Below are 22,281 nucleotides of genomic sequence, written 5' to 3' on the forward strand. Positions count from 1 at the left end.
CGGGAAGAAGCCCGCAGCGATATTTTTGATTACATCGAAATGTTTTATAACAGTAAGCGTCGGCATGGTTCTAGCGATCAAATGTCACCGACAGAATATGAAAACCAGTATTATCAACGGCTCGGAAGTGTCTAGATTATCCGTGGCGATTCACTCCTGATTACAATAATGGGCAAAGATGACGTGTTTTTTTCTCATTGACATAAGCCATTGAGAAGGTGTAGTGGCAAAAGAGATATTCTTTATGCCAAATCTGTTCATATCTTCCGGAGAATATGAAAACCATTTTTCCGGGAAAGTATCGTGATAGTTATTTTTTAGCTGTGGGCAATAACATATCTCATTTCTTACCCCTGCCTCCTTGTAAAAGAGTGCTTCCTTTTTCTTTATCTGTTGAACGGATTCAAGCCTGAAAAATTCTGCGCGGGTTATATCCCCAGAAATTTCAACTTCTTGCTCTGGTCCGTTGGCGCCACCGTGCCACAGGATGTATGAATCATTATTAATTAATTTACGGTTACCTGCCACAAATAGATAGTTAGCACACGCAGAGGCACAGACGCTGCGAACTTCTATATCCATATTATTTTTTTTAATGTAACTGGCTATGGATAAAGCATTTTCCACATCTCCACCAATGCTGTTAACAGAGACGGTTTTGATTCTGGAGTTGCCGATTTCTTTTAAGAATAATACATAGGCCTCATTTGTTATTTGGCCGTCAAAGTAAAGAACATCCCCTTTCTTAACTATTTCAGGAGGATTATTCAAAACCCGTTCATCCTGGATGTCTATCTTTTGACTGGCCGGTAAAACGCCCGAACTTATAAAAATGCTACTAACGGAAATAAAAATTTTTATTACTTTTTTAAGGTTTTTTTTCTGCAAAAGAAAAGGGTTAATCATTTTCTCTCTGATATATAATTAATTTTCCGGAAAAGCGGCGGTCATCAATGCTTTGTAAGGTATGTCATTATTAAGTTTATTTTAAGTCAATAAAAGTAACATAATGTAAATTATTGGTCTTTTTGTTCAATTTTACTGAATGAAAAGATATGGAGTTGGTGAATTTATTACAAAAAACTGACCAGGCACCAGCTTTCATCACTTGCAGTGTGTCCACCTTAAGATTAAGGCCAAACAGATAGCTGAAAAAAAATGAATAAATAATGAATCGTCCCTACTAAAAATAGTGCTTGTCATCATGAAAAAACGCTATGATCTTACCCAGCAATAGTGGACACGCGACTAAGTGAGTAAACTCTCAAGCAAGAGGTGACTCACATGACAAAATCAGTATCAACCACCAAAAAGCCACGCAAGCAACATACACCTGAATTCCGCAACGAAGCCATGAAACTGGCCGAGCGCATTGGTGTGGCCGCAGCCGCCCGCGAACTCAGCCTTTATGAGTCGCAAATTTACACCTGGCGTAGCAAGCGGCAGCAACAGGCAACGTCCTCTGAACGTGAGAGCGAACTCGCCGCTGAGAATGCCCGCCTCAAACGCCAACTGGCTGAACGGGGCGAGGAGCTGGCCATTCTCCAAAAGGCCGCGACATACTTCGCCAGACGCCTGAAATGAAGTATGTCTTTATCGAAAAGCATCAGGCTGAGTTCAGTATTAAAGCCATGTGCCGGGTACTGCAGGTCGCCCGCAGTGGCTGGTATGCCTGGCGTCAGCGTCGTCACCAGATAAACCGACGTCAACAGTTCCGACTTGTCTGCGATGATGCGGTTCGACAGACCTTTGCCAGGGCAAAACAGCGTTATGGAGCACCTCGTCTTGCTGATGAACTGCCGGAGTACAACATCAAGACTATCGCCGCCAGTCTGCGTCGTCAGGGGCTGCGGGCGAAAGCCTCGCGCCGGTTCAGCCCGGTCAGTTACCGTGAGCATGGTCTGCCAGTATCCGAGAATCTGTTGAATCAGGACTTTTACGCCAGCGGCCCGAATCAGAAGTGGGTGGGTGACATCACGTATCTGCGCACCGGTGAAGGCTGGCTGTATCTGGCGGTGGTGATTGACCTGTGGTCGCGGTCAGTCATTGGCTGGTCGATGTCCTCACGGATGACGGCACAGCTTGCCTGCGATGCACTGCAGATGGCGTTATGGCGGCGTAAACGCCCGGAAAATGTCATCGTGCACACAGACCGGGGTGGTCAGTACTGTTCAACGAATTACCAGAGCTTACTGAAACGGCATAATCTGCAGGGCAGTATGAGCGCTAAAGGCTGTTGTTACGACAATGCCTGTGCGGAAAGCTTCTTTCACTCACTGAAGGTGGAATGTATCCACGGAGAGAACTTTGCCAGCCGGGAAATAATGCGAACGGCAGTGTTTAATTATATCGAGTGCGATTACAATCGCTGGCGTCGTTACAGTGCCTGTGGCGGTCTTAGCCCGGAACAGTTTGAAAACCAAAACCTCGCTTAGGGCCGTGTCCACATTACGTGGGTAGGATCACAGCAGACGTTGACTGATGACTACTCAGTGAATTCATCGTTATTGAACATACCCTCCCGGCAACGAACTCAATCTCAATCGTTCTCAGACAGCTAGCGCTAGTTGTTGATGACGCTCTATAAATTTCGCTTTGAGGGCGCTATAGCGATGAGCATCGTTCCTGCTGAGTAATACAGCTGCGTGTTTTATCTCAGCATACTCTTCTGCAATGTCGTTGTTTCTTCGAAGATAATCACGGAAAGCAAGATGTCTCAATACCTGCATATCTCCGACTGCAAACGCATGGACTTGATGACTACGCTGATCACCACCTTTAATGAAATATCTGCGCCCCGCAATCCCGTTCTCACCGCGAGCAACATACCCGGCGTGGGCCATTGCTGAATGGTACTTATCCAGTTCATTGATGTCGGAAACTTCAAGTAGCATATCAATTACGGGCTTTGCTGAGAGACCAGGAACTGACGTGCTTCCAATATGATGGATATCCTTAGCCATTCCACCGAGCAATGTTTTTATCAGTAAACTTTCAGCTTCAAACATCTCAGGCCATCTATCATCGTATGGCACAACAATAATCTTCCGCATAAACACATTCTCTCTGTCCTAAGTGTGCAACTCAACCCTGAACCCCGGCATTGCCTGCAGCTGGCGTTCCCTGGTGAAAAAACAGGGTCCACTGGCCCTCATCCGAACAAATCCAGCAAGAGGAACGTAATGCATGATGGCTGCCATCAGCGTAAAACGTCCGATAGCGAAGCAGAGCGTAACCGCAGCCCATCTCCGTAAGACGGAAATCGCTGCTGAGAATATACGGTGCAGCCTTTTCACTTAGAAGCGACGCAATGGTCTCTGACCGGTCGACCGTCACACCTGACCGGGTGATTTCACGGAATTCAGGATGAAGAATCAGTTCCAGCCACTCCGGATCATTGCGCCTGTCGCCGTGAAGGCTGCACTCAAGCAATCTGAGCTTCTCCAGAAGCATTCTGCTTATCCTCAAGTGATTAAGCCGGACGTTCAAATTTACCATAACAGTTCATGCGCTACTTCCGCTTCTGGCAGAAAGCGGACATCGTCTTATGCAGCAGTCAGCTCTGTGCCGGTAGCGCATTTACCAGCGATAAGTATGCGAACAGAATCGGCAATAATGAAAGACAGGTCTCAATAAGTGGGGACAAATCTTCCCAGCGCCGGACAGCATGCCCTTACCCGGAAAACCATTTTAACTCATGTCATGAATGCGGTTACGGTCGTTGCTTTTCGCCTTATAAAGCGCCCTGTCAGCCTGCTGCTTAAGACGGTCAGCCTGGTCTGCCTGGCCGTCAGAAAGTTCAAGCTGGTTTCTGACGTTAGCCTTTACCTGCCGGAGCACAAACATACCCATGCCGGTAATCATTACAAGCAACACGAGGTTCAGCACAACGTCGGCAGCGTTGGCAGAGAACCACGCCGTCCTGATTGCATCACGGTCATATCCCGCCGTGACTATCAGGGGATACTGCTCAAGACGGGCGTAGCCATATACCCGCTCGACGCCGTCCAGTGCTGAACGCCACGTAGCGCTGCCACTGGCTGACGTTTTCAGGACCGTTGTGAACAGCGGGCTGGAGGAAAGGCTGCGGTTAATGGCCGTGTCCGGAAAAGGGCGTATATACAACACGGAGGTGTCAACCAGTATCAGCGCCAGGACGTCGCGTTCATGCAGCGTATAGTAACTGTAGAACTGCCGGAAGTAGTCAACCCTTACCATAGCCAGCGCGATGCCGGCGAAACGACCTGCCTCATCATTCAGGCGCACCGCATCAGATAACCTCATTTAATATATGAGGCGCTACCAGTCAACAGTTCCATCTTCATTTGTTATAAAAATGTCACATAAAAGTGTAAAGTTAACAAATCACTTTTTTAGCAGATTCCTATCTGTCATGTGGTTAAAAACCGATCACGATTTTATCATCTATCGTTATTGCTGGGTTTGCGGTGAATGATTCTTAATTCTTTCCTTTCAGTAGCACTATCTGTGTAATCATTATTTTACAAATAGATTTCTAACCGGAATTAAATTGTTTTTTTCGTGAACAGAATACCTTAAATAGCTGATCATTAATCGTACAGTTAATTAATATGTTATTGATTTTAATATTATTTTTATTTAAAGGAGGTTTTTTTTAGCTGAACGCTGTATAGCACTATGATTACATAAGATAAATTGATATTTATAAGTTGTTTTGATAGCTTGGTTGCTCTTTAGAGCTTAAGCTAATTTTGATTATGAACCGAGTGTATTTATATCTTGTAATGGCTGCATCTGTGTCAGCTCTGGCTACCGACATGATTGTTCCGGCTCTGCCAGATCTGCAAAAAGTTTTTCAGGTTGATTATTCGCTTATTCAGCTTTCGGTCAGCGGGTTTCTTATCATTTATGCTATCAGCCAGTTATGTGTAGGCTTTGTAAGTGAAAGGTTAGGAAAAATAAAAACGATAACGGCAGGTTTTATCGTTTTTTCAGCAGGTAGCCTGCTGTGCTATATGGCTGAAAATATCTATTTACTTATGGCAGGAAGATTTATACAGGCCGTGGGTGCTGGCGCAGGACCGGTATTATCCAGAGCTATCGCAAAAGATAGTTTTCCAGCTGAAAGCTTAAAAAAAGCCCTATCTGACATTTCCTCTGCCAGTGCTATAGTTCCTCTGCTCGCACCGCTCGCGGGCGGAGCAATGCTGGGTTATGTAAGCTGGAACTACATATTTTTAACGATGTTCATTTTTGGAATAATCACGGTCATTCTTGCTCCGAAAAGTTTACCTGGTTCAGGAGAGAAGCCTGAAGAATATAACGGCAGCTTTATGACAACCGAATTTTTTTCGGGGACAGCTTTGGTTTCCTTGATTCTGAGTTCGCTTTTTTGTTTTATTACGTTGACGCCTGTAATTTTTATTGAAAATTTAAAGTTTACGCCTTTTCAATACTCACTGGTCTTTTCACTTTCTGTTCTTTTTTTCATAGCAGGAAATCAGGCTTCAAAGCTTAACGCATTCACAAATCCATTTTTACTTTTTGGAATCAATGCACTGTCATTAGTTCCTTTGATTATCGGAAATCCTGATCCAGTTTTATATTTACTCTCTGCCATTGTGTTCAATTTTACATTAGGTGCATATTACCCAGTCGCTCATTTCACCGCATTGCAGATTAAAGGTAATAAAACGGGAGTAGCTTCATCATTGACCGGATTTACGCAAACTGTCTGTGCAGGTGTTATTAGTTATTGTGTAACAAAATCTACTTCTTTAGGGATTGGATTTGAAAAAGTGATGGGGTTAAGTGGATTATCCTTGGCGATTTTGTCATTACTGGTAGTTAGCTATTTAAGGAGAGCGAAGTGCAGAACTGGCAAAGAAACAAAATTGAGAAATCTGTAAAATATCAAACACGTGTTTTTTCGGAAAACATCAATGAGTTGATTGTCACTGAAAGAGAGGGAAAAAAAATCAGACTCGATGATGGAAGGGAAATGATCGAGTTTGTGTCCTGCTCTTATCTTGGTATCGAAACGCACAAAAAACTTAAAGTGGCTGTATATGAAGCAATGGAGCGTTTTGGCGTACAACTTTCGGTGGCAAGAACGCGAATTAAGCCAGACATTTTTAGGGATATTGAAAGTAAACTAAGCGCCATCATGAAAGGTGCATGCACCCTTACTTTCAATGCGGTGACGCCATGTCATATCGCGGTTTTGCCATTACTGGCATCAGGGGCATTGCCAAAATACACTTTTAGCAATAAACCTTATTTCATACTTGAAAAAACAGCGCACGCTACCTTGCAAATTAATCGGGGGCTGTTGCAGCAATTTGGCGATGTGGCGCGTATAGATTTCCAGGATCACAAAAAAATTGAAGAGGCATTTAAGTTTGCCTATGATAATGGCCTTACGCCGATATCTATCTCTGACAGTGTAGGCTCTATGGGCGGCGTGGCGCCGGTTAAGTTTCTGACGAAGTTAATTAGTCAGTATAATGGTTATGCTTATATTGATGACGCTCATGGAACCTCTATCTTCGGTGAAAACGGCTCCGGTTATGTAATGGAATGCCTCGACAATAAGCTGGACGACAGGATTATTATTGCGGGATCGCTGTCTAAAGCTTTTGGTTCGCATGGAGGATTTATTGCATGCAACTTCGAGGAAACGATTAAATTCATTAAAACCTACGGGACCACGTACGCATTTGGCGGTCCTCCTAGCTTGCCGGGAATGGCGGCATGCCTGGCCGCTGCTGACCTACACCTTGATGGCACCGTTGCCAGGAGACAGGTGCAGTTGCAGGACGTTATCGCATATTTTGATGAAAAATTTGCTGATACTGACGTCATCAACAGAGGGACAAGAATGCCGATACGAGGTATTCTCATCGGTAATGAAGATACCGCAATCACGATGTGTAAGAAGATGCACCAACATGGATTCGCTACTACTGTGGCGATGTTCCCTACGGTCGCAGAGGGGAATGCCATACTGAGGTGTGCTATTTCAGCATTACATGAAAAAGAACATATCGATCGTTTTCACAACTGTTTTAAACTAGCCTATAACGAAGTAATGTAGTCTGTCTTTTGCCCGGCCTTTGCCGGGCATTATGAGAAATGGAATATGATGAAAAATATTGCCGGGCTCAGCCATGGAACAACCTTAGTGGTTGCAACGATAGTGGGTGGAGGCATGTTTGCGCTTCCTCTGGCTCTTGAAAATGTATGGTTTACAAAAGGGGTAATCACGCTATCGATCTCAGCATTTTTCATGCTTCTAACCGGATTAATGCTGGTTGATGTAAATTTGCGATTTCCTTCCGGGACAAGCTTTCATACTTTTACAAAGGATCTTCTGGGCCACAGGATCAGCGTGATCGTTAATGCAAGCTTTCTGTTTGTTCTCTATGTAATCACTTATGCTTATATCTCTGGCGCATCGTCTGCCTTTTCCGGGGTGATTAATAAATTATTTGGCATTAATGGAGCGACATGGTCTGTTTTGTTAATCACTTTTCTGGTTTCATCTCTGATTTACATGGGTGGGTCGACAGCAAATTACGTTATTTCATTTTTCGTTGCAGCAAAATTTATAACTTTTTTCCTAGCCACCGGTAGTTTGCTTGAAAGTGTCAAACTTCAATATTTAACTGACAACCCCGAATTAAATGGCGTCTCTTCGTTTATTTTAATCATTCCAGTCTGCATTATATCCTTTGGGTTTCATGGAAGTATTCCCTCGCTCATCAAAATTTATGGTCGGACTAATTATAAAAAGGTTGTTGGAAGCTTATGTGCAGGGGTATTTATTTCGGCATTCATCTACTATTACTGGTTAACCCTATCTATGGGTGTGGTTGATAAGGCCACCTTTGCAGAAATCAAGCGTTCCGGCGGTAATATAGGTCCTTTCATCAGAATGATTGAAGGCGCGAAAGCGGTAGCATCAATGGAAGTGATACTGGTTTTTTTCGCAATGTTTGCCATATTATCTTCTTTGCTCTCAGCTTCGTTAGGTTTGTGTGATTACTTTCGTGACTTATTGAAAAACCGGATGGTAAAGAAAAATGAAATGTTACCTGTTCTTTTGACGTATTTACCTCCGGCTCTGTTTTGTATTATCAAGCCTGATGGTTTTCTGCTTGCCATTTCCTATGCTGGCATAGCACTTGTTATATGGGCAGTGTTACTCCCGCCGGTTTTACTTCTTGTCGCCCGAAAAAAAGGCGTGGCTGCGACCTATCATTTTCCTTTGAGCGATAATACATTAAAGTTATTTTTGATGGTGGGTACTTTGATGTGGATTTTCATGGTGGCAGAAGTTTTTATCAACTGACAGCATACGCTGCCATTAACACTGGTTAGCTGTCCCCGGAATTAAACACAACATCTATCACACCATCTCGATTCACAAACGTCCGCTTTTGGCACAAAGCGGATTAACTTCAGATTAATGTCTGCTATGAGCGAAGAGCGGAAATTGATTTCACCGCAAGCCTGGAAGCTCTGAAAGTAAAAAAGCTGAACTGCAAGGGCATCAGCACGATGCCCGAGCGAAATGAGCGCTTGTGCGACCCACCATAATCCATTATCCAGTATGCTCTCTGTCTCAGCAGCTGATCAGCCGTCCGTTGAACGTGTTATTTCTTCCCATTGTTCTATTTCCTTACCTAATGCCGCGAGCTTTTGTCGCACTAAACTTAATGCATCACTGCCTAACAATAAATGCGTTGGTGGGTTCTGACTCTCAATTATTGCCAGCATGGCGTGTGCGGCCTTAACGGGATCGCCGGGTTGGTTACCGCTTTTTTCCTCACGTGCCTGACGAATCGGATCAAATAAAGCGTCGTAGTCCGAGATGCTGCGAGCGCTGCGTACCATCGATCGTCCGGCCCAGTCGGTGCGAAACGAGCCAGGTGCCACGGCGGTCACATATATGTTGAACAGGGCAAGTTCTTTGCTTAACGTTTCTGATATTCCTTCTAGTGCAAATTTGCTGCCGCAGTAATAACTGATGCCGGGCATGGTAATGAAACTGCCCATCGAGGTGATATTAATAATATGGCCGTGACGGCGCTGGCGCATGCCCGGTAGCATGGCTTTGATCATCGCCACTGCGCCAAACACATTGACTTCAAACTGGCGGCGCATCTCTGCGAGCGACGATTCTTCCATTATGCCTTCATGGCCGTAACCGGCATTGTTCACCAGCACATCAACCGGACCGACGGTAGACTCAATCTCCGCAACCACCTCATCAATACGCTCAAAGTCCGTGATATCAAGCAGACGGCCGAAAGCCCGCTGCGAATTAAGTGCCTCGAAAGCCTGCTGTGCTTCGCGGCTGCGCACGGTACCGATGACCCGATGGCCTGTGGCGAGGGCTTCCTGCGCCAGTGCACGGCCAAAGCCACTGCTGACGCCGGTGATTAAAATCGTTTTTGCAGATGTCATAAAAAGAACTCCCATGAACAGTGAAGTTTGCATGGTATTCTACGTTCTGCCACATTTTTAGGCCGTATCTTCTCTTTTTCTTGCCTGATTTTATGAGGTGCTGTGATGCCCGGGATGATTACCTTAGTTAAAGCACTTGCGGCGCAGGAGGGGTACAACCTTACTGCGTTGCCTGATGTGCGAATTTTGCGTGCCGATCGCCCACTTGCCAGAACGCCTGTGCTTTACGATCCGGGGATTGTGATTGTCTGCCAGGGTAGCAAACGCGGCTATTTTGGTCAGCAGACCTATTTATATGATGAACAGCACTACCTGGCGGTTTCGGTGCCGGTGCCGTTTGTGATGGAAACCGACGCTTCCGCAGAACATCCGTTACTGGCGATTTATATGCATCTGGATTTTCAGTTGGCCGCTGAACTGATGTTGCAGATTGAACAGCATGACGCCCGACATCCTCCAGCCGCGCCGCAAAGCATGATGTCGAGCCCAATGGACGACGCGGTAAAAACGGCCGTGCTGCGCTTGCTTGAAGTCCTGAACAATCCGCTTGAATCGGCGATCCTCGGTCCTGCGCGGGTACGTGAGCTCTATTTCCGCGTATTAACGGGCGCACAGGGAAATGCAATGCGCGCCGCGCTGACCTTGCAAGGGCAGTTCGGCAAAATCGGTAAAGTGCTACAGCGCATCCATGCCACTTACCCTGAGCCGCTAACGCTGACGCAACTGGCGATGGAAGCCGGAATGAGTGTGCCGACGTTTCACGGCCATTTTAAAGCAATAACCCGGATGCCGCCGATGCAGTATGTAAAATCGGTACGCCTGCACCAGGCGCGGATGTTAATGGTACGTCAGCAGATCACTGCCGCCGCCGCGAGTTACGCCGTCGGCTATGAAAGTCCGTCGCAATTTAATCGCGAGTTTAAACGCCTGTTTGGTCTGCCACCCGCAGAGGAGATTAAACGCATGCAGCGTTACTTCGCCGTTCCGCCTGTACAGCAAGCGTCAATATTTGTTTCATCGCATTAAGGCTTATTTGCCTGAATATACCATGAAGTATGAAAGGTCTGCTTCTGGCACAAAGCGGACATGTGTGCGGGACAAGGTGCGCTATGAGCGAAAAGCGGACTTCGCATAACAACATATCTTTTGCACACGGCTACCAACTTAACGTTGCAGTGTGTCATCCACACCTGTTATTTCTACTTTATGCTCATCGCCTCCTTTTCTTATTGCTGAATAATATCAATCCTGTGGTTTTGTCCGTCATCAACTAAAAGAATTCTGTCGTCCGGCAACTGAATACCATCCATTGTGACCTGATACGGACTTTCACCACGTGCAATACTGATGCAATACTGACTCTGCCCGTGTTGATAGGTCATGCTAAAGGAAGGCCAGTCATCAGGTAATTGTGTGCGAATAACCAGCGTTTCACCGTAACGTTTTATCCCGAGTAACTCTTCAGTGACCAGACGGTAGGCCCAGCCAGCGGACCCGGTGTACCAGCTCCACCCGGCGCGTCCGGTATGGGGCGTAACGCTGTACACATCTGCACTCATGACATAAGGCTCTGCTTTATAGGTATTGACGCCCTCAGCCTGAAGCGCGTGGTTTACCGGATTGATCATTGACCACAGTTGCCACGCTCGTGCTTTCTGCCCCATCCTGGCAAACGCCATTACCGCCCAGATGGCACCATGCGTGTACTGGCCCCCGTTTTCCCGCACGCCTGGTAGATAACCCTGTATGTAACCCGGGTTAGTACCGTGACCATTAAACGGGGGCGTTAGCAGCTTGATCAGTCCCGCATCGTTATCCACCAGATAGCTGTCCAGTGACTGCATCGCCTGGGCACTGCGCACAGGATCAGCTGCGCCGGACAGAACGGACCAGCTTTGTGCAATCGCATCGATCCTGCACTCCTGCGATGCCTCTGAACCCAGCGGCGTACCATCGTCAAAATAGCCGCGCAGGTACCACGCACCATCCCAGGCCGAAGAGGCAAGATTTTCTTTCAGGCGCAGCGCTTCTGACTGACATAATGTCGCCACGCATGTATCCTGGCGCTGTTCAGCCAGCGCTGCGAAACGCTGCAAAATATCGTAGAGGAAAAAACCGAGCCAGACGCTTTCACCCTTGCCTTTAATGCCGACCAGATTCATCCCGTCATTCCAGTCGCCAGCCCCCATCAGCGGCAGGCCATGCTGGCCGAAGTGTAGTCCCCGCTTAATAGCTTTTACACAGTGCTGCCACAGCGTCTCTTCAATGTGGCTGATAACCGGCGTATCGTAGACAGATTCTTCGCCGGGCATAAGCGGACGTCCTTCAAGATAGGGAATATGCTGCTCGAGCACCCCGGTATCCCCCGTTGTGTCCACATAGTGACAGACCGCAAGCGGGAGCCACAGGTAGTCATCCGAACAGCGGGTGCGCACGCCATTTCCATGTGGAGGATGCCACCAGTGCTGAACATCCCCTTCAATAAACTGTCGTGAGGCACACAGCACAATCTGACTGCGCAGCCGCTCCGGTGCAACGTTGCTCAGCGCCAGCGTATCCTGCAGCTGGTCGCGGAAACCAAATGCCCCGCCAGACTGGTAATACCCGCTGCGCGCCATAATACGGCATGCTAATGTCTGGTACAGCAGCCAGCCGTTCACCAGCAAATCAACGCTGCTGTCAGGTGTCCGCACCACGACTTTATCGAGAACGTTGTGCCAGAAATGATGAACCTGGTCCAGCGCCTGGCGCGCGTTATGCTCACTCAGAAAACGGGCAACCCTCTCCTGAGCCAGTGTCGGGTTACCCGCCACGCCGAGGACAAAAACAAAGGTTTTCTCGTCACCGTCAATAATGGAGGTTATCGACTGTAGTGCGGCACAGGGATCAAGTCCGGCCCCCGTTTTGCCCGAGAGTCTACGAAGCTTCATGGCGGCCGGGGCGCGCAGTGAGCCATTACGCCCTATAAACTCGCGGCGGTCGCCCGTTACCGTACTCTGAGGATCGTTAACGGCAAAAAAGGCAGTGCGTTCACCGCCGTTAGAACCGTAAAAGTTATTTGCCATTACCGCACTACCATCAGGAAGGCTGGGCGAATGCGTGATGATATGCGCGGCAGAGTGAGTGCGCGTTGCCCCTAGTGTCCATTCCACATAGGCGGTGACAGATAATTTACGTGTACGGCCTGAGTGGTTAGTAAGCTTCAGGATTGTCAGCTTAACCGGAGCCTGTCCGTCCACCAGTACCGTCATTTCACTGTCCAGGCCATATTCACGGTGGGCAAACACGCTGTAACCAAAACCATGGCGGGTGAGATAATCCCCGTGACCGCGCATGGGCAAGGCCATGGGTGACCAGCATGCGCCACTTTCTTCATCGCGCAGATAGAAAGCTTCACCGCTTCGGTCACTCACCGGATCATTTTCCCAGGGCGTTAAACGGTATTCGTGTGCATTTTCAAACCAGCTGTAAGCCTGACCCGCTTCAGAAATCACGCTGCCAAACTCCTCGTTTGCCAGCACATTTGACCAGGGTGCCGGCGTCGGGGCATTTTCTCTTAAGAGGATCTGATATTCACGGCCATCCTGAGAAAATCCGCCGTACCCGTTGAAATGGCTTAACAGGTCAGTATCCGGTATCCAGTCGGTATGGTTACTTTCCTCAGCTGTCACCGACGGCACAAAAGGCCTGACAATTTTTTTTGTTGTATGAAGACGCTGGTTAAGCTGTTCGTTGATGCCGTCAGCGCGATCGTCCAGGCTCAGGCAAGCCACGCTTATCAGCAACTGCTTGTCTTCGGCGGACAAATGATCGCCGTTACGGACAAAAATCCCGCCAGGTTCATCTAACAGGCTGGCTTCTGAACCCGCATAGATTAAATCCATAATCTGCGTCTGCAGCACATGCTGATAGCCACCGGGGCTGTTATTCAGAATAACCAGATCCACCTCCAGCCCTTTCAGTCGCCAGTATCGATGTGCCTGAATCAGTGTGGTCACAGAGGCGATTCTCTCCTCACTGGTGATGCTGATCAGCACAAGCGGCAAATCACCTGAAATACCCCAGCCCCACAGGCCAGACTGACCGCGCCGGTTACGGCTGATGGCCTGTTCGTCACCGCGTAATTCCTGGCAGGGATAAAGTATGGTGCTGGCGAGACGGTTAAACAGCGTCGCGTCGTCTTCACTGGCGTTCATCTGCCGTAACACCACCAGACTGTGGGACCAGGCAAGTTCAAAAACGCGATCGGCGATAGGATGATCGCGGTATTTTTCCATCAGTTTGAGGCTTTGCTGACGGTTTTCGCTGATGCCATAAACGATATCAATGGTGACCGGCTGTCCGGGCTGGAGTGTAAAAGCGTGACGTATTGACAGTATCGGATCCAGCACGGCGCCGGAGGTGTTGCTAAGCGGCCCGTCCGTGTTGGCCGCCTGGGCGTCAGCCGGGCTTTTTCCGCGGCCAATAAACCTGGCTCTGTCGGTTTCGAATGAAACGTTCTCTGAATAATCACCATGAACTACCATCATATGAAACAGGTACGGGCTCTGCTCATCCGGCGAGCGTGAACGCCGGTGGCACAGGATGGCATCTCGCGTGGGATCGGTTTCAGTCTGGATAAACAGGTTGCTGAACGCCGGATGTGACTGGTCGCTCGCATCCGGGGCAAGCACCACTTCGGCATAGGTCATCAGCGATAACGCCCGCGGTGTTCGGCCGTGATGCGTCAGGGTGACACGACGTAGTTCGATGTCATCTTCCGGGGAGACCACGACCTGGGTTTTAACGCTGAGCGAGCCGAGCACGCGTCTGAATTCGGCACCCGCATCAGTAAAGATGATTTCGTCGCTGATGTCCGCGCTGCCGCCACCCGTAGGTTGCCAGGTATTACTCCACACTTCGTCAGTGAGCGGATCGCGGATATAACAGAATGTTCCCCAGTTATCCCGGGTGGTATCGCTGCGCCAGCGTGTCAGCGCGATGTTTTTCCAGCGACTGTAACCCCCGCCGCCGGGCGTTATCATCAGATGGTAATGTCCGTTGGACAATAACTGTATTTCGGGCGTTGGACTATCCGCATGGGTGAAAATTCGCGGCTCATAGCGCACAGGCTTCACTCTGCCTTCGTGGGACTCAAAATGGCGGCGCGGGCTGTAGAGATCGACCGCATCGGGAACGCGTTCCTGTAAAAGCAGGCTGGCTGATCTGAATGCGGGGCTCGACATGAACCGCCCGGTCATAGGTGCATCAAGCAGCAGATGTCCCAGCGCCTGGAACCCCATGCCCTGATGGTGCGCCATCCAGGATTGCACCACCAAAAAAAGCTGCCCGGTTGCCAGCCGCGATGGCGTATAGTCCAGCGCTTCATAAAAACCATACTCGCCGTGCGCGCCATTCTTCTCCAGCCTGAGCAGATTTTCGCAGGCCTTTTGCGGTGAAACCAGCAGCGCCAGGAGCGTGGCATACGGGGCTACCACCATATCGTCGGCAAGCCCGCGCCGCAGACCCAGACCGGGTACGCCAAAAGCCTGGTACTGATAATTGTTTTGAACATCAAAAGCATAATAGCCAGACTCGGACACGCCCCATGGCACACCACGCTCTTTGCCCCAGTGTATCTGTCTTATTACCGCGGATTTGCTCATTTCATCCAGCAGACTGCCGCGCCAGGTCGGCATCACCAAATTCGGCATCAGATATTCAAACATTGAACCGCTCCAGGACATCAGGGCGGTTTCACGATTTATAGTGGTAAACAGTCGGCCAAGTGCATACCAGCTTTTAAGCGGTAGCTGATTCATTGCAATAGCGACAAAGCTGGTCAGACGGATTTCAGAGGGAAGCAGATCGTAGTGGCTTTTGTCCAGGGTGTTGGTATCGCAGTTGTAACCCACACTCAGCATGCTGGTGGCATCATTGTAGAGAAACGCAAAATCCATTCGCGCATTATCAGCCAGCCGTTGTTCGAGTTCACTGATAATGGCCAGCCGCAGACGGGCCTGGGCTATCACGGCTGGCGGAGGGATAACTTCCTCAATGCATTGCGCGCCTGCGATCTCACTCAGGGTAGGCAGCAGCTGGGCATTATGCTGCACGGGTAACCAGCCAAGCAGCGTCGACCATTCATCGTTGAGCTGCTGCAGCTGACTGTCCAGACGTGCTGTCCAGCACGCTACAATACTGCTTTGATCTTTAGATCGCTGGATCAGATCGTTGCAGTATGCCTGCATTTTTTGGAGGGCATCCGGCATTTGTCCTGAGGGTAACGACGCTGCACTGATAAACTGCATACGCAGCAGATACAGACTGGCTGGCGCGTTATAACCCCAGTGTTTCTCCAGGACATGCAGGGTATCGTTCAGCCCCTCCAGTACGTGCGCAACGTTGACGACGGGCTGATGACGCATGGCTGACAGTCCTTCGCGTAGCGTCAGTAAATGACCAGCCATGTTGCCGCTGTCGACGCTGGAAACATAACGCGGGCTAAGCGGAGCAAGCGTGCGGGTGTCATACCAGTTATATAAATGTCCACGGTAGTGCTCCATCTTATCCAGAGTATCGAGCGTTTGTGTGATGCGCTGCAATACTGACCCGGCAGGAAGGTAGCCAAAATCCCATGCCGTAAGGTTAGCCAGCAGGGAAAGGCCGATGTTAGTGGGTGACGTGCGGTGAGCTATTTTCGGTTCAGGGATTTCCTGATAATTGTCGGGGGGAAGCCAGTTTTCCTGGGCTGTAACAAATGTCTCAAAAAAAGCCCAGATTTCTCTGCTGGTCTGACGCAGTAGTTGTTTCTGTTGTGGGCTGGGCAGGAAAGTCTTGCTCGCTGGCGGGCGGCTCAACCAACTCAGCAACAGCGGTGCCAGGCACCACGCCAGGCTAATGATCAGAGCTATCGCCAGCCATTGTGGTGCCAGTAGCAGAGTCAGCGCGGTGAATGCCACACCACAAGCTACATTCAGCCACATCGCCCGATAAAAACGAAACACAGAAGCGCTGGTCTGAAGACTGTCCGGAATGTGGCTGGTCCATTGGGTGAGATTGCGCTGGCTGATGCCAAGGCGCCAGAGCGTAACGGCGATCGCATACAGTGAATAGCTCGCCTCATGCGGCAATAAAACAAAGTTGAGTCCGGTTCGCGAAATTCGCTTCAGCGCACCGGCCGTAACCAGCGCCAGGTGTTGCCTCAGAGGGCGGCGAAGCGGTTTGTTGACCAGATCGAGAGTGATACAGAACGCGGCAGGCAGCAACCAGATGAGGATTAGCACGCCCAGCCAGTACCCTGGATTAGGCACCAACAACAGTGAGCTAAATAGCAGCACCAGTAAGGCGGGGGCGACCAGACTGCGGCGCAGGTTATCAAACAGTTTCCAGCGAGAGAGAGCCGATAACGGGTTTTTATCCTGTCTGCCATCCGCTTTTCTGACGCGGAACTTAAGCCAGTTAAGCAGTTGCCAGTCGCCACGGATCCAGCGCGTACGGCGCGCGACGTCGGACAGGTAGTTGTTCGGGTACTGCTCGTAGAGTAAGACCTCGCTCAGCAGCCCGGCGCGTGCATAGCATCCTTCAAGAAGGTCATGACTGAGAACCAGATTTTCCGGGCAGGTGTTGGCGGTGGCCTGCACAAAAATATCAACGTCATAAATTCCCTTTCCGACAAAGGATCCCTCTTCAAAAAGATCCTGATAGATATCTGAAGACATCATTGAATAAGGGTTATTACCCGGTACGCTGCTGCGCATGGCCGCATAACGCCCCTGACCGTCTCGGGGCATCTCTTCAGCCAGCCCCGGCTGTAAAATACCGTAGCCTTTGACTACCCTCTGACGCAGCGGATCGTATTCAGGTCTGTTAAGTGGATGTGCCATTGTTGCGACCAGTTTGTGCGCGGTATCACGCGGCAGGAGCGTGTCACTGTCCAGCGTGATGACATACCTGATGTCTGCAGGTAAGCAATTGGCGGGTATGTCTGCAACGCTGGAAAACTGCGTTTCTGGATGACGTAACCAACTGTTCAGTAGCGCCAGCTTGCCTCGTTTACGTTCATAACCCATCCAGATCCCCTGAGAAGCGTTCCATTCAGGCGACCGGTGAAGCAAATAAAAGCGCTGACGGCGACAGGGATAGCGCTGGTTAAGCACGTGCATTGCCGACATTGCCTGACTTAACAGCGTACGTTGTTCTTCCGTACTTTCCGTCGCTGCGTCAGCAAAATCGGTAATCAGCGCGAAACAGAGGTTATCATCTTGATTGCCAAGCCAGCACACTTCAAGACTGGTAAGGAGTTTGCTGAAGCTTTCGCAACTTGTCAGCATGCAGGGGATTGCAACCAGGGTTGAAGAAGCAACCGGAATACCGTCAGAAAAATCCATTCTTGGCAGCGGCCGGGGAGAACGAAAGCGGGTCGTCGCTTCACTCAACATATCGCTGACCAGCTGACTCACCGCCACAATCAGGGGCAGGGCCAGCGGTATCAACCACCAGGCCATTACCGGATTCGCTGTGTCATATAATATTGCAGCCGTTGTCGCCGTGGTTAGCAGGCTCATGCTCCCCAGCCAGGACAACAGGGGAAACCTGTTGAAATTGTGTCGCAGACGTTTGAGGCCGGAGATATTCACTGACAGATGGCGTTCCAGCTGACGACGTCCTTCTCCCATCAGATAGTAACCAATGTGACGATGTGGCACGCCGGGTGCTGTTGTTTCCGCAAGCGCCAGTATGCGTTTCGCCACTTCCGGCTCACTGAGCTGACTTTCCCGGGCCAGAATCTCAATCACATGGCGATAATGATCGCGGGTATCAAAATGCATGCAGGAATATATTCCTGCCGGATCGCGACGTAACGTTTGCTCAACCACGCTGATATCCTCAGCGAAATCGGGCCAGTTGGTTTCATTAAGCAAACGTAATCCGGCAATGCTGTTGCTGACGGAAAGTTGACTGGTCGCAAGCTGCTGGTTAAAGCGATGTATTAGCACCTGGGTAGTGAGGCCTTGTTCGGCAAGGCGTTGTTCTACCCAGCTCAGGGGTAATGCCAGCGCATTACCATGTCCTTGCAGCCGACGAACCATTTCTGCGACAAAAGCACTGCTTAATGGCGGCCGGGAGCGCGCCATGTCGGCGATAACCATGATTAGGTCAGCTGGCGCATTTTCTGCGCATTCAGTCATCCGTGTTACCCATATATCAGCAAGGTCACGTTCATGCTGAGCCTCTACCACCTCAATACTGACCTGACGGAGATTTTCAATCAGCGCCAGGCGTAACATGCCGGGCAATGCCCAGACTTCGCCTAACGTCAGCGGCGTAACCTGCTGATAGGCAGTAATAAAGCTGGTAAGACTGGCGATATCCCAACGCCCGTCGCCATGCACAACGACCTCCGTGGCAATATCATAGATACGCGGACAAAGGTGCGGCGAGGTGAGTGAGGGAAGGCCCTTACCAAAGCTTGGGGGTAAATGCTGACGTACGTTGCGAATTTGCTCTTCAATCAGGTAGTAGTTGTCCAGCAGCCACTCGCCTGCAGGCATGATGCTCGACTTCTTATACTCGTTAAGCGCGTAACAGTTTTGGGTAATTACGGCCTCATTGTCACCGAGTCGTCTGAGCAGATAGTACGGCATTTTATCCGCAGACAATTTATGAGCGTGAGCCAGGGTTTGACCGTAACGCTCAAGCTGAGAGGCCGAGAACAGCTCCAGGCGCGGACTGTTTTCCGCTGCCGGGTCATTCGAAGAAAACGCAGCGTACCCGGGCGCCTTTGTCAGGGGACGGGAGCGGCGAAACCATGCCATAGGATTCATATTCATAATATTGCTCTGGTGCGACGTTAACGCGCAGGAGCAGTCGAGAAATCAGTTCAGAAACGTTCTCTCAGGATGTGCATAAGGCATCAGGGATTTTTCAGCTGCTGGTCAAGGTATTCACTGCAGCCTACTGCAGCGTCAGGATCCAAAGTCAGGGGCTGGCGTGGTGAGACAAACAGGGCTTTACACCCAGGACAAAGCATCGCCTGTTTCAGACGCACTTTTGAGGCTGGCTGGTCTGAACTCAAATCACAGGCAGGACAGACGACCCTGGGCGTGCTCCTTATCAACTTCCTTGCATAGCCAGGAAGAGACAGGGTGATTAACCTTGCAAGAAATGCGCCTCACGCCAGCATTAATGGCTAAATTATAGACGTTTTTTTTCATGGTGACTGGCCGGACTGTGGCCTGATGAGGAATCGTTAACTTTTCCGTGAACTGAAGCCTGCATGCTGATTGATTAACGCTACGAAAGAATTGATAACGTTCTGTATTTCGTAAACGCAGCGCAAAGTAAACGGATGCCGATGCCCGGCGTAAATTAACATCCTCACAGACGTCTCAGCTGGCGTCACAAGTCTTCAGACAAATCAGGTTTACTCTGAAGAGGTTTCTAACCCATATAATCACAATAAGCTGCCGCCAGGAGCTTATTAATCGGCTCAGGCAGTGTTAACAAGCCACCTGGCTTAATTCTTTATCATCAGGTTAATCAGTCAGGGTTTACAAATATCGATTTGCAGTGTGGGCAGAGCAATGTTTGCTTTTTGCCTATTTTTTTAATCGACTGCTGGGACTTTCTTTGACATACAGGACATGTAGACGAAGACGTTATTTCGGTGATTTGGTCCATAATTCGATTGAAGTAGGACATGATGTTTGGCCTTAAAAATGAATGAGATGTACTCTACCATCTCTGGTGGTTTTTTTATACATCTAATAAAGGTTTATGGGTTTGTAGTAAAATATTTTCGGAACGGATTGACCGGTTGACACACAATAATATGAGTAACGTCCACTTTTGGCACAGAGCAGAAAATTGCGCGGAGAGATGACAGCTTTGAAAGAGGGCAGACTTACCTTAAAACAGAACATCCACGCTGAATTCATCTCCTGATTGTGATGTTATCTGGCTAAGCATTACTAACTTTGGTGAGGCAGGTTAAATCCCTATCTTAACGTGCTGACTTCTGGTTAACGGCAGGCAGGTTATTGATATTTATAGTGCACTTGCCCGTGAAACTCCTGTGGCCGTTAGATTTTTTAGCTGCAATTGGTGGTTTTTCTGGAGGGGTGTTAAAAACAAAGCAGGCTATATGATGAGGAAAAATAAAAGTAAAAGCAGTAATGCCTGAGGTAGCAGTAGTAAATAAATAAACTTCCCTGGCGAAAGATTTGCGATTATATTAACAATATTCAAGCAGTTGCCTGACAGACTCCTTTTCTTCGAGGTATTCGAAAGAGAGTAGACGGATTTTTTCATGGTTGTAAAGCCATTCGGAATCGTTTCGTTGAATATTTTCTCCAGGCCTGAAGCACACACCAGATGCAGCCCGAACTATCGCATACTTCCCATTAGTAAACACAACCCTGTGGATGAAGAAAGGCTGATTTTCCCCACCTAACTTCCGGTTATCGATAATGTTGCCTTCAAAAAAAATATTTTTTCTGGGTTTCATAAAGTTACCTTTATAATAGGGGTAAAGGCAGTGTGTTTCCGTCTTTATTTTCCCTTCCTTATTAAGCGCGAGAGTCAGCCTGGTACCAATCCATCTGCATTCTAAACTGTACAGTAACACCTCGCGAGCAAAACGTCCCAGCGGCCTCGCTCCTGATTTTTCCTGCTTTCGCAGCTGTCCAGCGAGCACATGCAAGACGGGTAACATGCACACTTATTCCCTCGAAATGGCTGAGTCATTTTTTCATGAGTTAGTGCTCTTTTAAATGCATTGTTAATTATACGTCATTATTTAATAATTTTTTCTATTATATTATGTTCATTTACTTTTGACAGATATGTGCGCTTATCAGGAAACAACGTGAGAATTTACTGTTCTACTTTTCCATAGAGAATTTATAAGGAAATCAGAAGGAATTCTACTTACTGAGGAGCGCCCGGCAGCTAAAAGCACAGGCAGGCGGAGCAATTTATAAGGGTTCACGACTACGGCACCCGGGTAGGCTGGCGTCTTGCTGTCGCGCATCCGGGGCGCGTGGCCGCCATCATTTCCCAAAACGGCAAACCTGATGAGGCAGGACAGGGCGAGAACCGGGCACCTGTCCTGAGATACTGGCATGAACCTGGACAGCAGAACCGGAATGCGCTGCATGATGTTCCGAGACCGGCCGGTGTTCGCTACAGACGAAAAGCTGATATCCTGGCCTGTTATCTGCGCAGACCTTCAGCTTTCGCCCGTCTGTATGAGTCCGCCAATCAGCGAGGCGAAGGCTGTAACCGCTTCCGTTTCCTTCAGTCGCCCACGGGTAAGGGCCACGGACAGCGCTTCTCCCGCGCCGACCAGGCCGATGCAGCATTGCTGTAGTGATTGGGGCGTCATATTGACATGGGGTGTCAGAACTGACGCGAACATGGCGACACAATTGTCCAGAAGTTCCTGGAAAACGACCGCCTTTTCTTCACTCCCCGCCAGCGCCGCTCCCACTGCGTGAAACTCGTCCGTTTTGTCTGCGGCGCAGTGTATATAGGCGCTCGCCAGCATCTGTACCGTTTCCTGCTGGCTTCGGGAAGTCGCGCTCATGGCCTCAGTAAACGTCCTTACCCGTTCCATATCTATCCACCTGTACAGCTGGATCAGTAACGTCGAACGAGTCGCGAAATGATCGTAAACCACAGGTTTCGAGACGCCTGCACGCACGGCCAGATGGCCCAGCGTGAGGCGATCCGCATTTTCCTCGCGCACGATCAGAAGCGCGGTATCGAGAAGCTGTTGTCGCCGTTCTGCCTTCGACAGGCGCCGGGCAGGCGACCCGGTAGCCGGAGCCTTGTGTTCTTTCATTC

At 49.2% G+C, this 22,281-nt stretch carries 16 protein-coding genes; 6 read left to right on the top strand and 10 right to left on the bottom strand.

Annotation, left to right across the window (positions count from 1 at the left end):
* A partial coding sequence (locus tag AB3U87_RS20040) for an IS3 family transposase (protein WP_143362036.1) occupies positions 1 to 135 on the top strand: 135 nt, incomplete at its 5' end.
* 15 nt (positions 136 to 150) lie between these two features.
* Here the strand turns inward: AB3U87_RS20040 and AB3U87_RS20045 are convergent.
* Positions 151 to 906, bottom strand: a complete 756-nt coding sequence (locus AB3U87_RS20045) for a hypothetical protein (protein ID WP_394150256.1) — start codon at positions 904 to 906, stop codon at positions 151 to 153.
* A 378-nt stretch (positions 907 to 1,284) separates the two neighbouring features.
* On the opposite strand from AB3U87_RS20045, the gene AB3U87_RS20050 reads away from it, so the two are divergent.
* A protein-coding gene (locus tag AB3U87_RS20050; RefSeq protein WP_394150258.1) for an IS3 family transposase occupies positions 1,285 to 2,435 on the top strand; the annotation gives its coding sequence in 2 pieces (ribosomal slippage) (positions 1,285 to 1,543 and positions 1,543 to 2,435; 1,152 coding nt in all).
* 114 nt (positions 2,436 to 2,549) lie between these two features.
* Here AB3U87_RS20050 and AB3U87_RS20055 read toward each other — a convergent pair.
* The 3 genes from AB3U87_RS20055 to AB3U87_RS20065 form a co-directional block, all read right to left on the bottom strand.
* Positions 2,550 to 3,053, bottom strand: a complete 504-nt coding sequence (locus tag AB3U87_RS20055) for a GrpB family protein (protein WP_301729649.1) — start codon at positions 3,051 to 3,053, stop codon at positions 2,550 to 2,552.
* 31 nt (positions 3,054 to 3,084) lie between these two features.
* On the bottom strand, positions 3,085 to 3,453 hold the full coding sequence (locus AB3U87_RS20060; RefSeq protein WP_253454393.1) for a nuclear transport factor 2 family protein: 369 nt from the start codon (positions 3,451 to 3,453) through the stop codon (positions 3,085 to 3,087).
* Positions 3,454 to 3,690: 237 nt separating this feature from the next.
* Complete coding sequence (locus AB3U87_RS20065; protein WP_301729644.1) at positions 3,691 to 4,284, bottom strand: PDC sensor domain-containing protein; 594 nt, start codon at positions 4,282 to 4,284, stop codon at positions 3,691 to 3,693.
* 455 nt (positions 4,285 to 4,739) lie between these two features.
* Between AB3U87_RS20065 and AB3U87_RS20070 the strand changes: the two genes are divergently transcribed.
* Genes AB3U87_RS20070 through AB3U87_RS20080 form a run of 3 tightly spaced genes read left to right on the top strand, consistent with a single transcriptional unit; the run spans position 4,740 to position 8,335 of the window.
* On the top strand, positions 4,740 to 5,891 hold the full coding sequence (locus tag AB3U87_RS20070) for an MFS transporter (RefSeq protein ID WP_301253448.1): 1,152 nt from the start codon (positions 4,740 to 4,742) through the stop codon (positions 5,889 to 5,891).
* Positions 5,852 to 7,078: an aminotransferase class I/II-fold pyridoxal phosphate-dependent enzyme gene (locus tag AB3U87_RS20075; RefSeq protein WP_301253447.1), complete on the top strand. Its 1,227-nt coding sequence runs from the start codon at positions 5,852 to 5,854 to the stop codon at positions 7,076 to 7,078. Before AB3U87_RS20070 ends, AB3U87_RS20075 begins: the two co-directional genes overlap by 40 nt.
* A gap of 45 nt (positions 7,079 to 7,123) precedes the next feature.
* Positions 7,124 to 8,335: an aromatic amino acid transport family protein gene (locus AB3U87_RS20080; protein WP_394150262.1), complete on the top strand. Its 1,212-nt coding sequence runs from the start codon at positions 7,124 to 7,126 to the stop codon at positions 8,333 to 8,335.
* A 284-nt stretch (positions 8,336 to 8,619) separates the two neighbouring features.
* Here AB3U87_RS20080 and AB3U87_RS20085 read toward each other — a convergent pair whose 3' ends face one another.
* Entirely contained in the window at positions 8,620 to 9,453 is an 834-nt protein-coding gene (locus AB3U87_RS20085) for an oxidoreductase (RefSeq protein ID WP_394150289.1), read from the bottom strand.
* 105 nt (positions 9,454 to 9,558) lie between these two features.
* On the opposite strand from AB3U87_RS20085, the gene AB3U87_RS20090 reads away from it, so the two are divergent.
* Entirely contained in the window at positions 9,559 to 10,479 is a 921-nt protein-coding gene (locus AB3U87_RS20090) for an AraC family transcriptional regulator (RefSeq protein WP_253454405.1), read from the top strand.
* A gap of 200 nt (positions 10,480 to 10,679) precedes the next feature.
* On the opposite strand, the gene AB3U87_RS20095 is transcribed toward AB3U87_RS20090, so the two are convergent.
* The 5 genes from AB3U87_RS20095 to AB3U87_RS20115 form a co-directional block, all read right to left on the bottom strand.
* Positions 10,680 to 19,265 (bottom strand): glycoside hydrolase family 94 protein, encoded by an 8,586-nt coding sequence (locus AB3U87_RS20095; RefSeq protein ID WP_394150264.1) that lies wholly within the window; start codon positions 19,263 to 19,265, stop codon positions 10,680 to 10,682.
* Positions 19,266 to 19,348: 83 nt separating this feature from the next.
* The gene (locus AB3U87_RS20100) at positions 19,349 to 19,552 is read right to left on the bottom strand and encodes a YnfU family zinc-binding protein (RefSeq protein WP_301289504.1); all 204 of its coding nucleotides are present in this window, start codon (positions 19,550 to 19,552) and stop codon (positions 19,349 to 19,351) included.
* 422 nt (positions 19,553 to 19,974) lie between these two features.
* Positions 19,975 to 20,136 (bottom strand): YnfU family zinc-binding protein, encoded by a 162-nt coding sequence (locus tag AB3U87_RS20105; RefSeq protein WP_301289502.1) that lies wholly within the window; start codon positions 20,134 to 20,136, stop codon positions 19,975 to 19,977.
* Between the two features lie 532 nt (positions 20,137 to 20,668).
* Complete coding sequence (locus AB3U87_RS20110) at positions 20,669 to 21,148, bottom strand: hypothetical protein (protein WP_394150266.1); 480 nt, start codon at positions 21,146 to 21,148, stop codon at positions 20,669 to 20,671.
* Positions 21,149 to 21,664: 516 nt separating this feature from the next.
* Complete coding sequence (locus tag AB3U87_RS20115) at positions 21,665 to 22,279, bottom strand: TetR/AcrR family transcriptional regulator (protein WP_253454389.1); 615 nt, start codon at positions 22,277 to 22,279, stop codon at positions 21,665 to 21,667.
* Between the last annotated feature and the right edge of the window lie 2 nt (positions 22,280 to 22,281).

This window comes from Erwinia plantamica (genome assembly GCF_043420595.1).
In the GTDB taxonomy this organism is placed as follows: domain Bacteria; phylum Pseudomonadota; class Gammaproteobacteria; order Enterobacterales; family Enterobacteriaceae; genus Erwinia; species Erwinia aeris.

Bases quoted from the DNA above. Each gene is read 5' to 3' on its own strand.
- AB3U87_RS20045 (WP_394150256.1), bottom strand. From the start codon at position 906: ATGATTAACCCTTTTCTTTTGCAGAAAAAAAACCTTAAAAAAGTAATA.
- AB3U87_RS20055 (WP_301729649.1), bottom strand. From the start codon at position 3,053: ATGCGGAAGATTATTGTTGTGCCATACGATGATAGATGGCCTGAGATG.
- AB3U87_RS20060 (WP_253454393.1), bottom strand. From the start codon at position 3,453: ATGCTTCTGGAGAAGCTCAGATTGCTTGAGTGCAGCCTTCACGGCGAC.
- AB3U87_RS20065 (WP_301729644.1), bottom strand. From the start codon at position 4,284: ATGAGGTTATCTGATGCGGTGCGCCTGAATGATGAGGCAGGTCGTTTC.
- AB3U87_RS20070 (WP_301253448.1), top strand. From the start codon at position 4,740: ATGAACCGAGTGTATTTATATCTTGTAATGGCTGCATCTGTGTCAGCT.
- AB3U87_RS20080 (WP_394150262.1), top strand. From the start codon at position 7,124: ATGATGAAAAATATTGCCGGGCTCAGCCATGGAACAACCTTAGTGGTT.
- AB3U87_RS20085 (WP_394150289.1), bottom strand. From the start codon at position 9,453: ATGACATCTGCAAAAACGATTTTAATCACCGGCGTCAGCAGTGGCTTT.
- AB3U87_RS20090 (WP_253454405.1), top strand. From the start codon at position 9,559: ATGCCCGGGATGATTACCTTAGTTAAAGCACTTGCGGCGCAGGAGGGG.
- AB3U87_RS20095 (WP_394150264.1), bottom strand. From the start codon at position 19,265: ATGAATATGAATCCTATGGCATGGTTTCGCCGCTCCCGTCCCCTGACA.
- AB3U87_RS20105 (WP_301289502.1), bottom strand. From the start codon at position 20,136: ATGTCCTACTTCAATCGAATTATGGACCAAATCACCGAAATAACGTCT.
- AB3U87_RS20110 (WP_394150266.1), bottom strand. From the start codon at position 21,148: ATGTTACCCGTCTTGCATGTGCTCGCTGGACAGCTGCGAAAGCAGGAA.
- AB3U87_RS20115 (WP_253454389.1), bottom strand. From the start codon at position 22,279: ATGAAAGAACACAAGGCTCCGGCTACCGGGTCGCCTGCCCGGCGCCTG.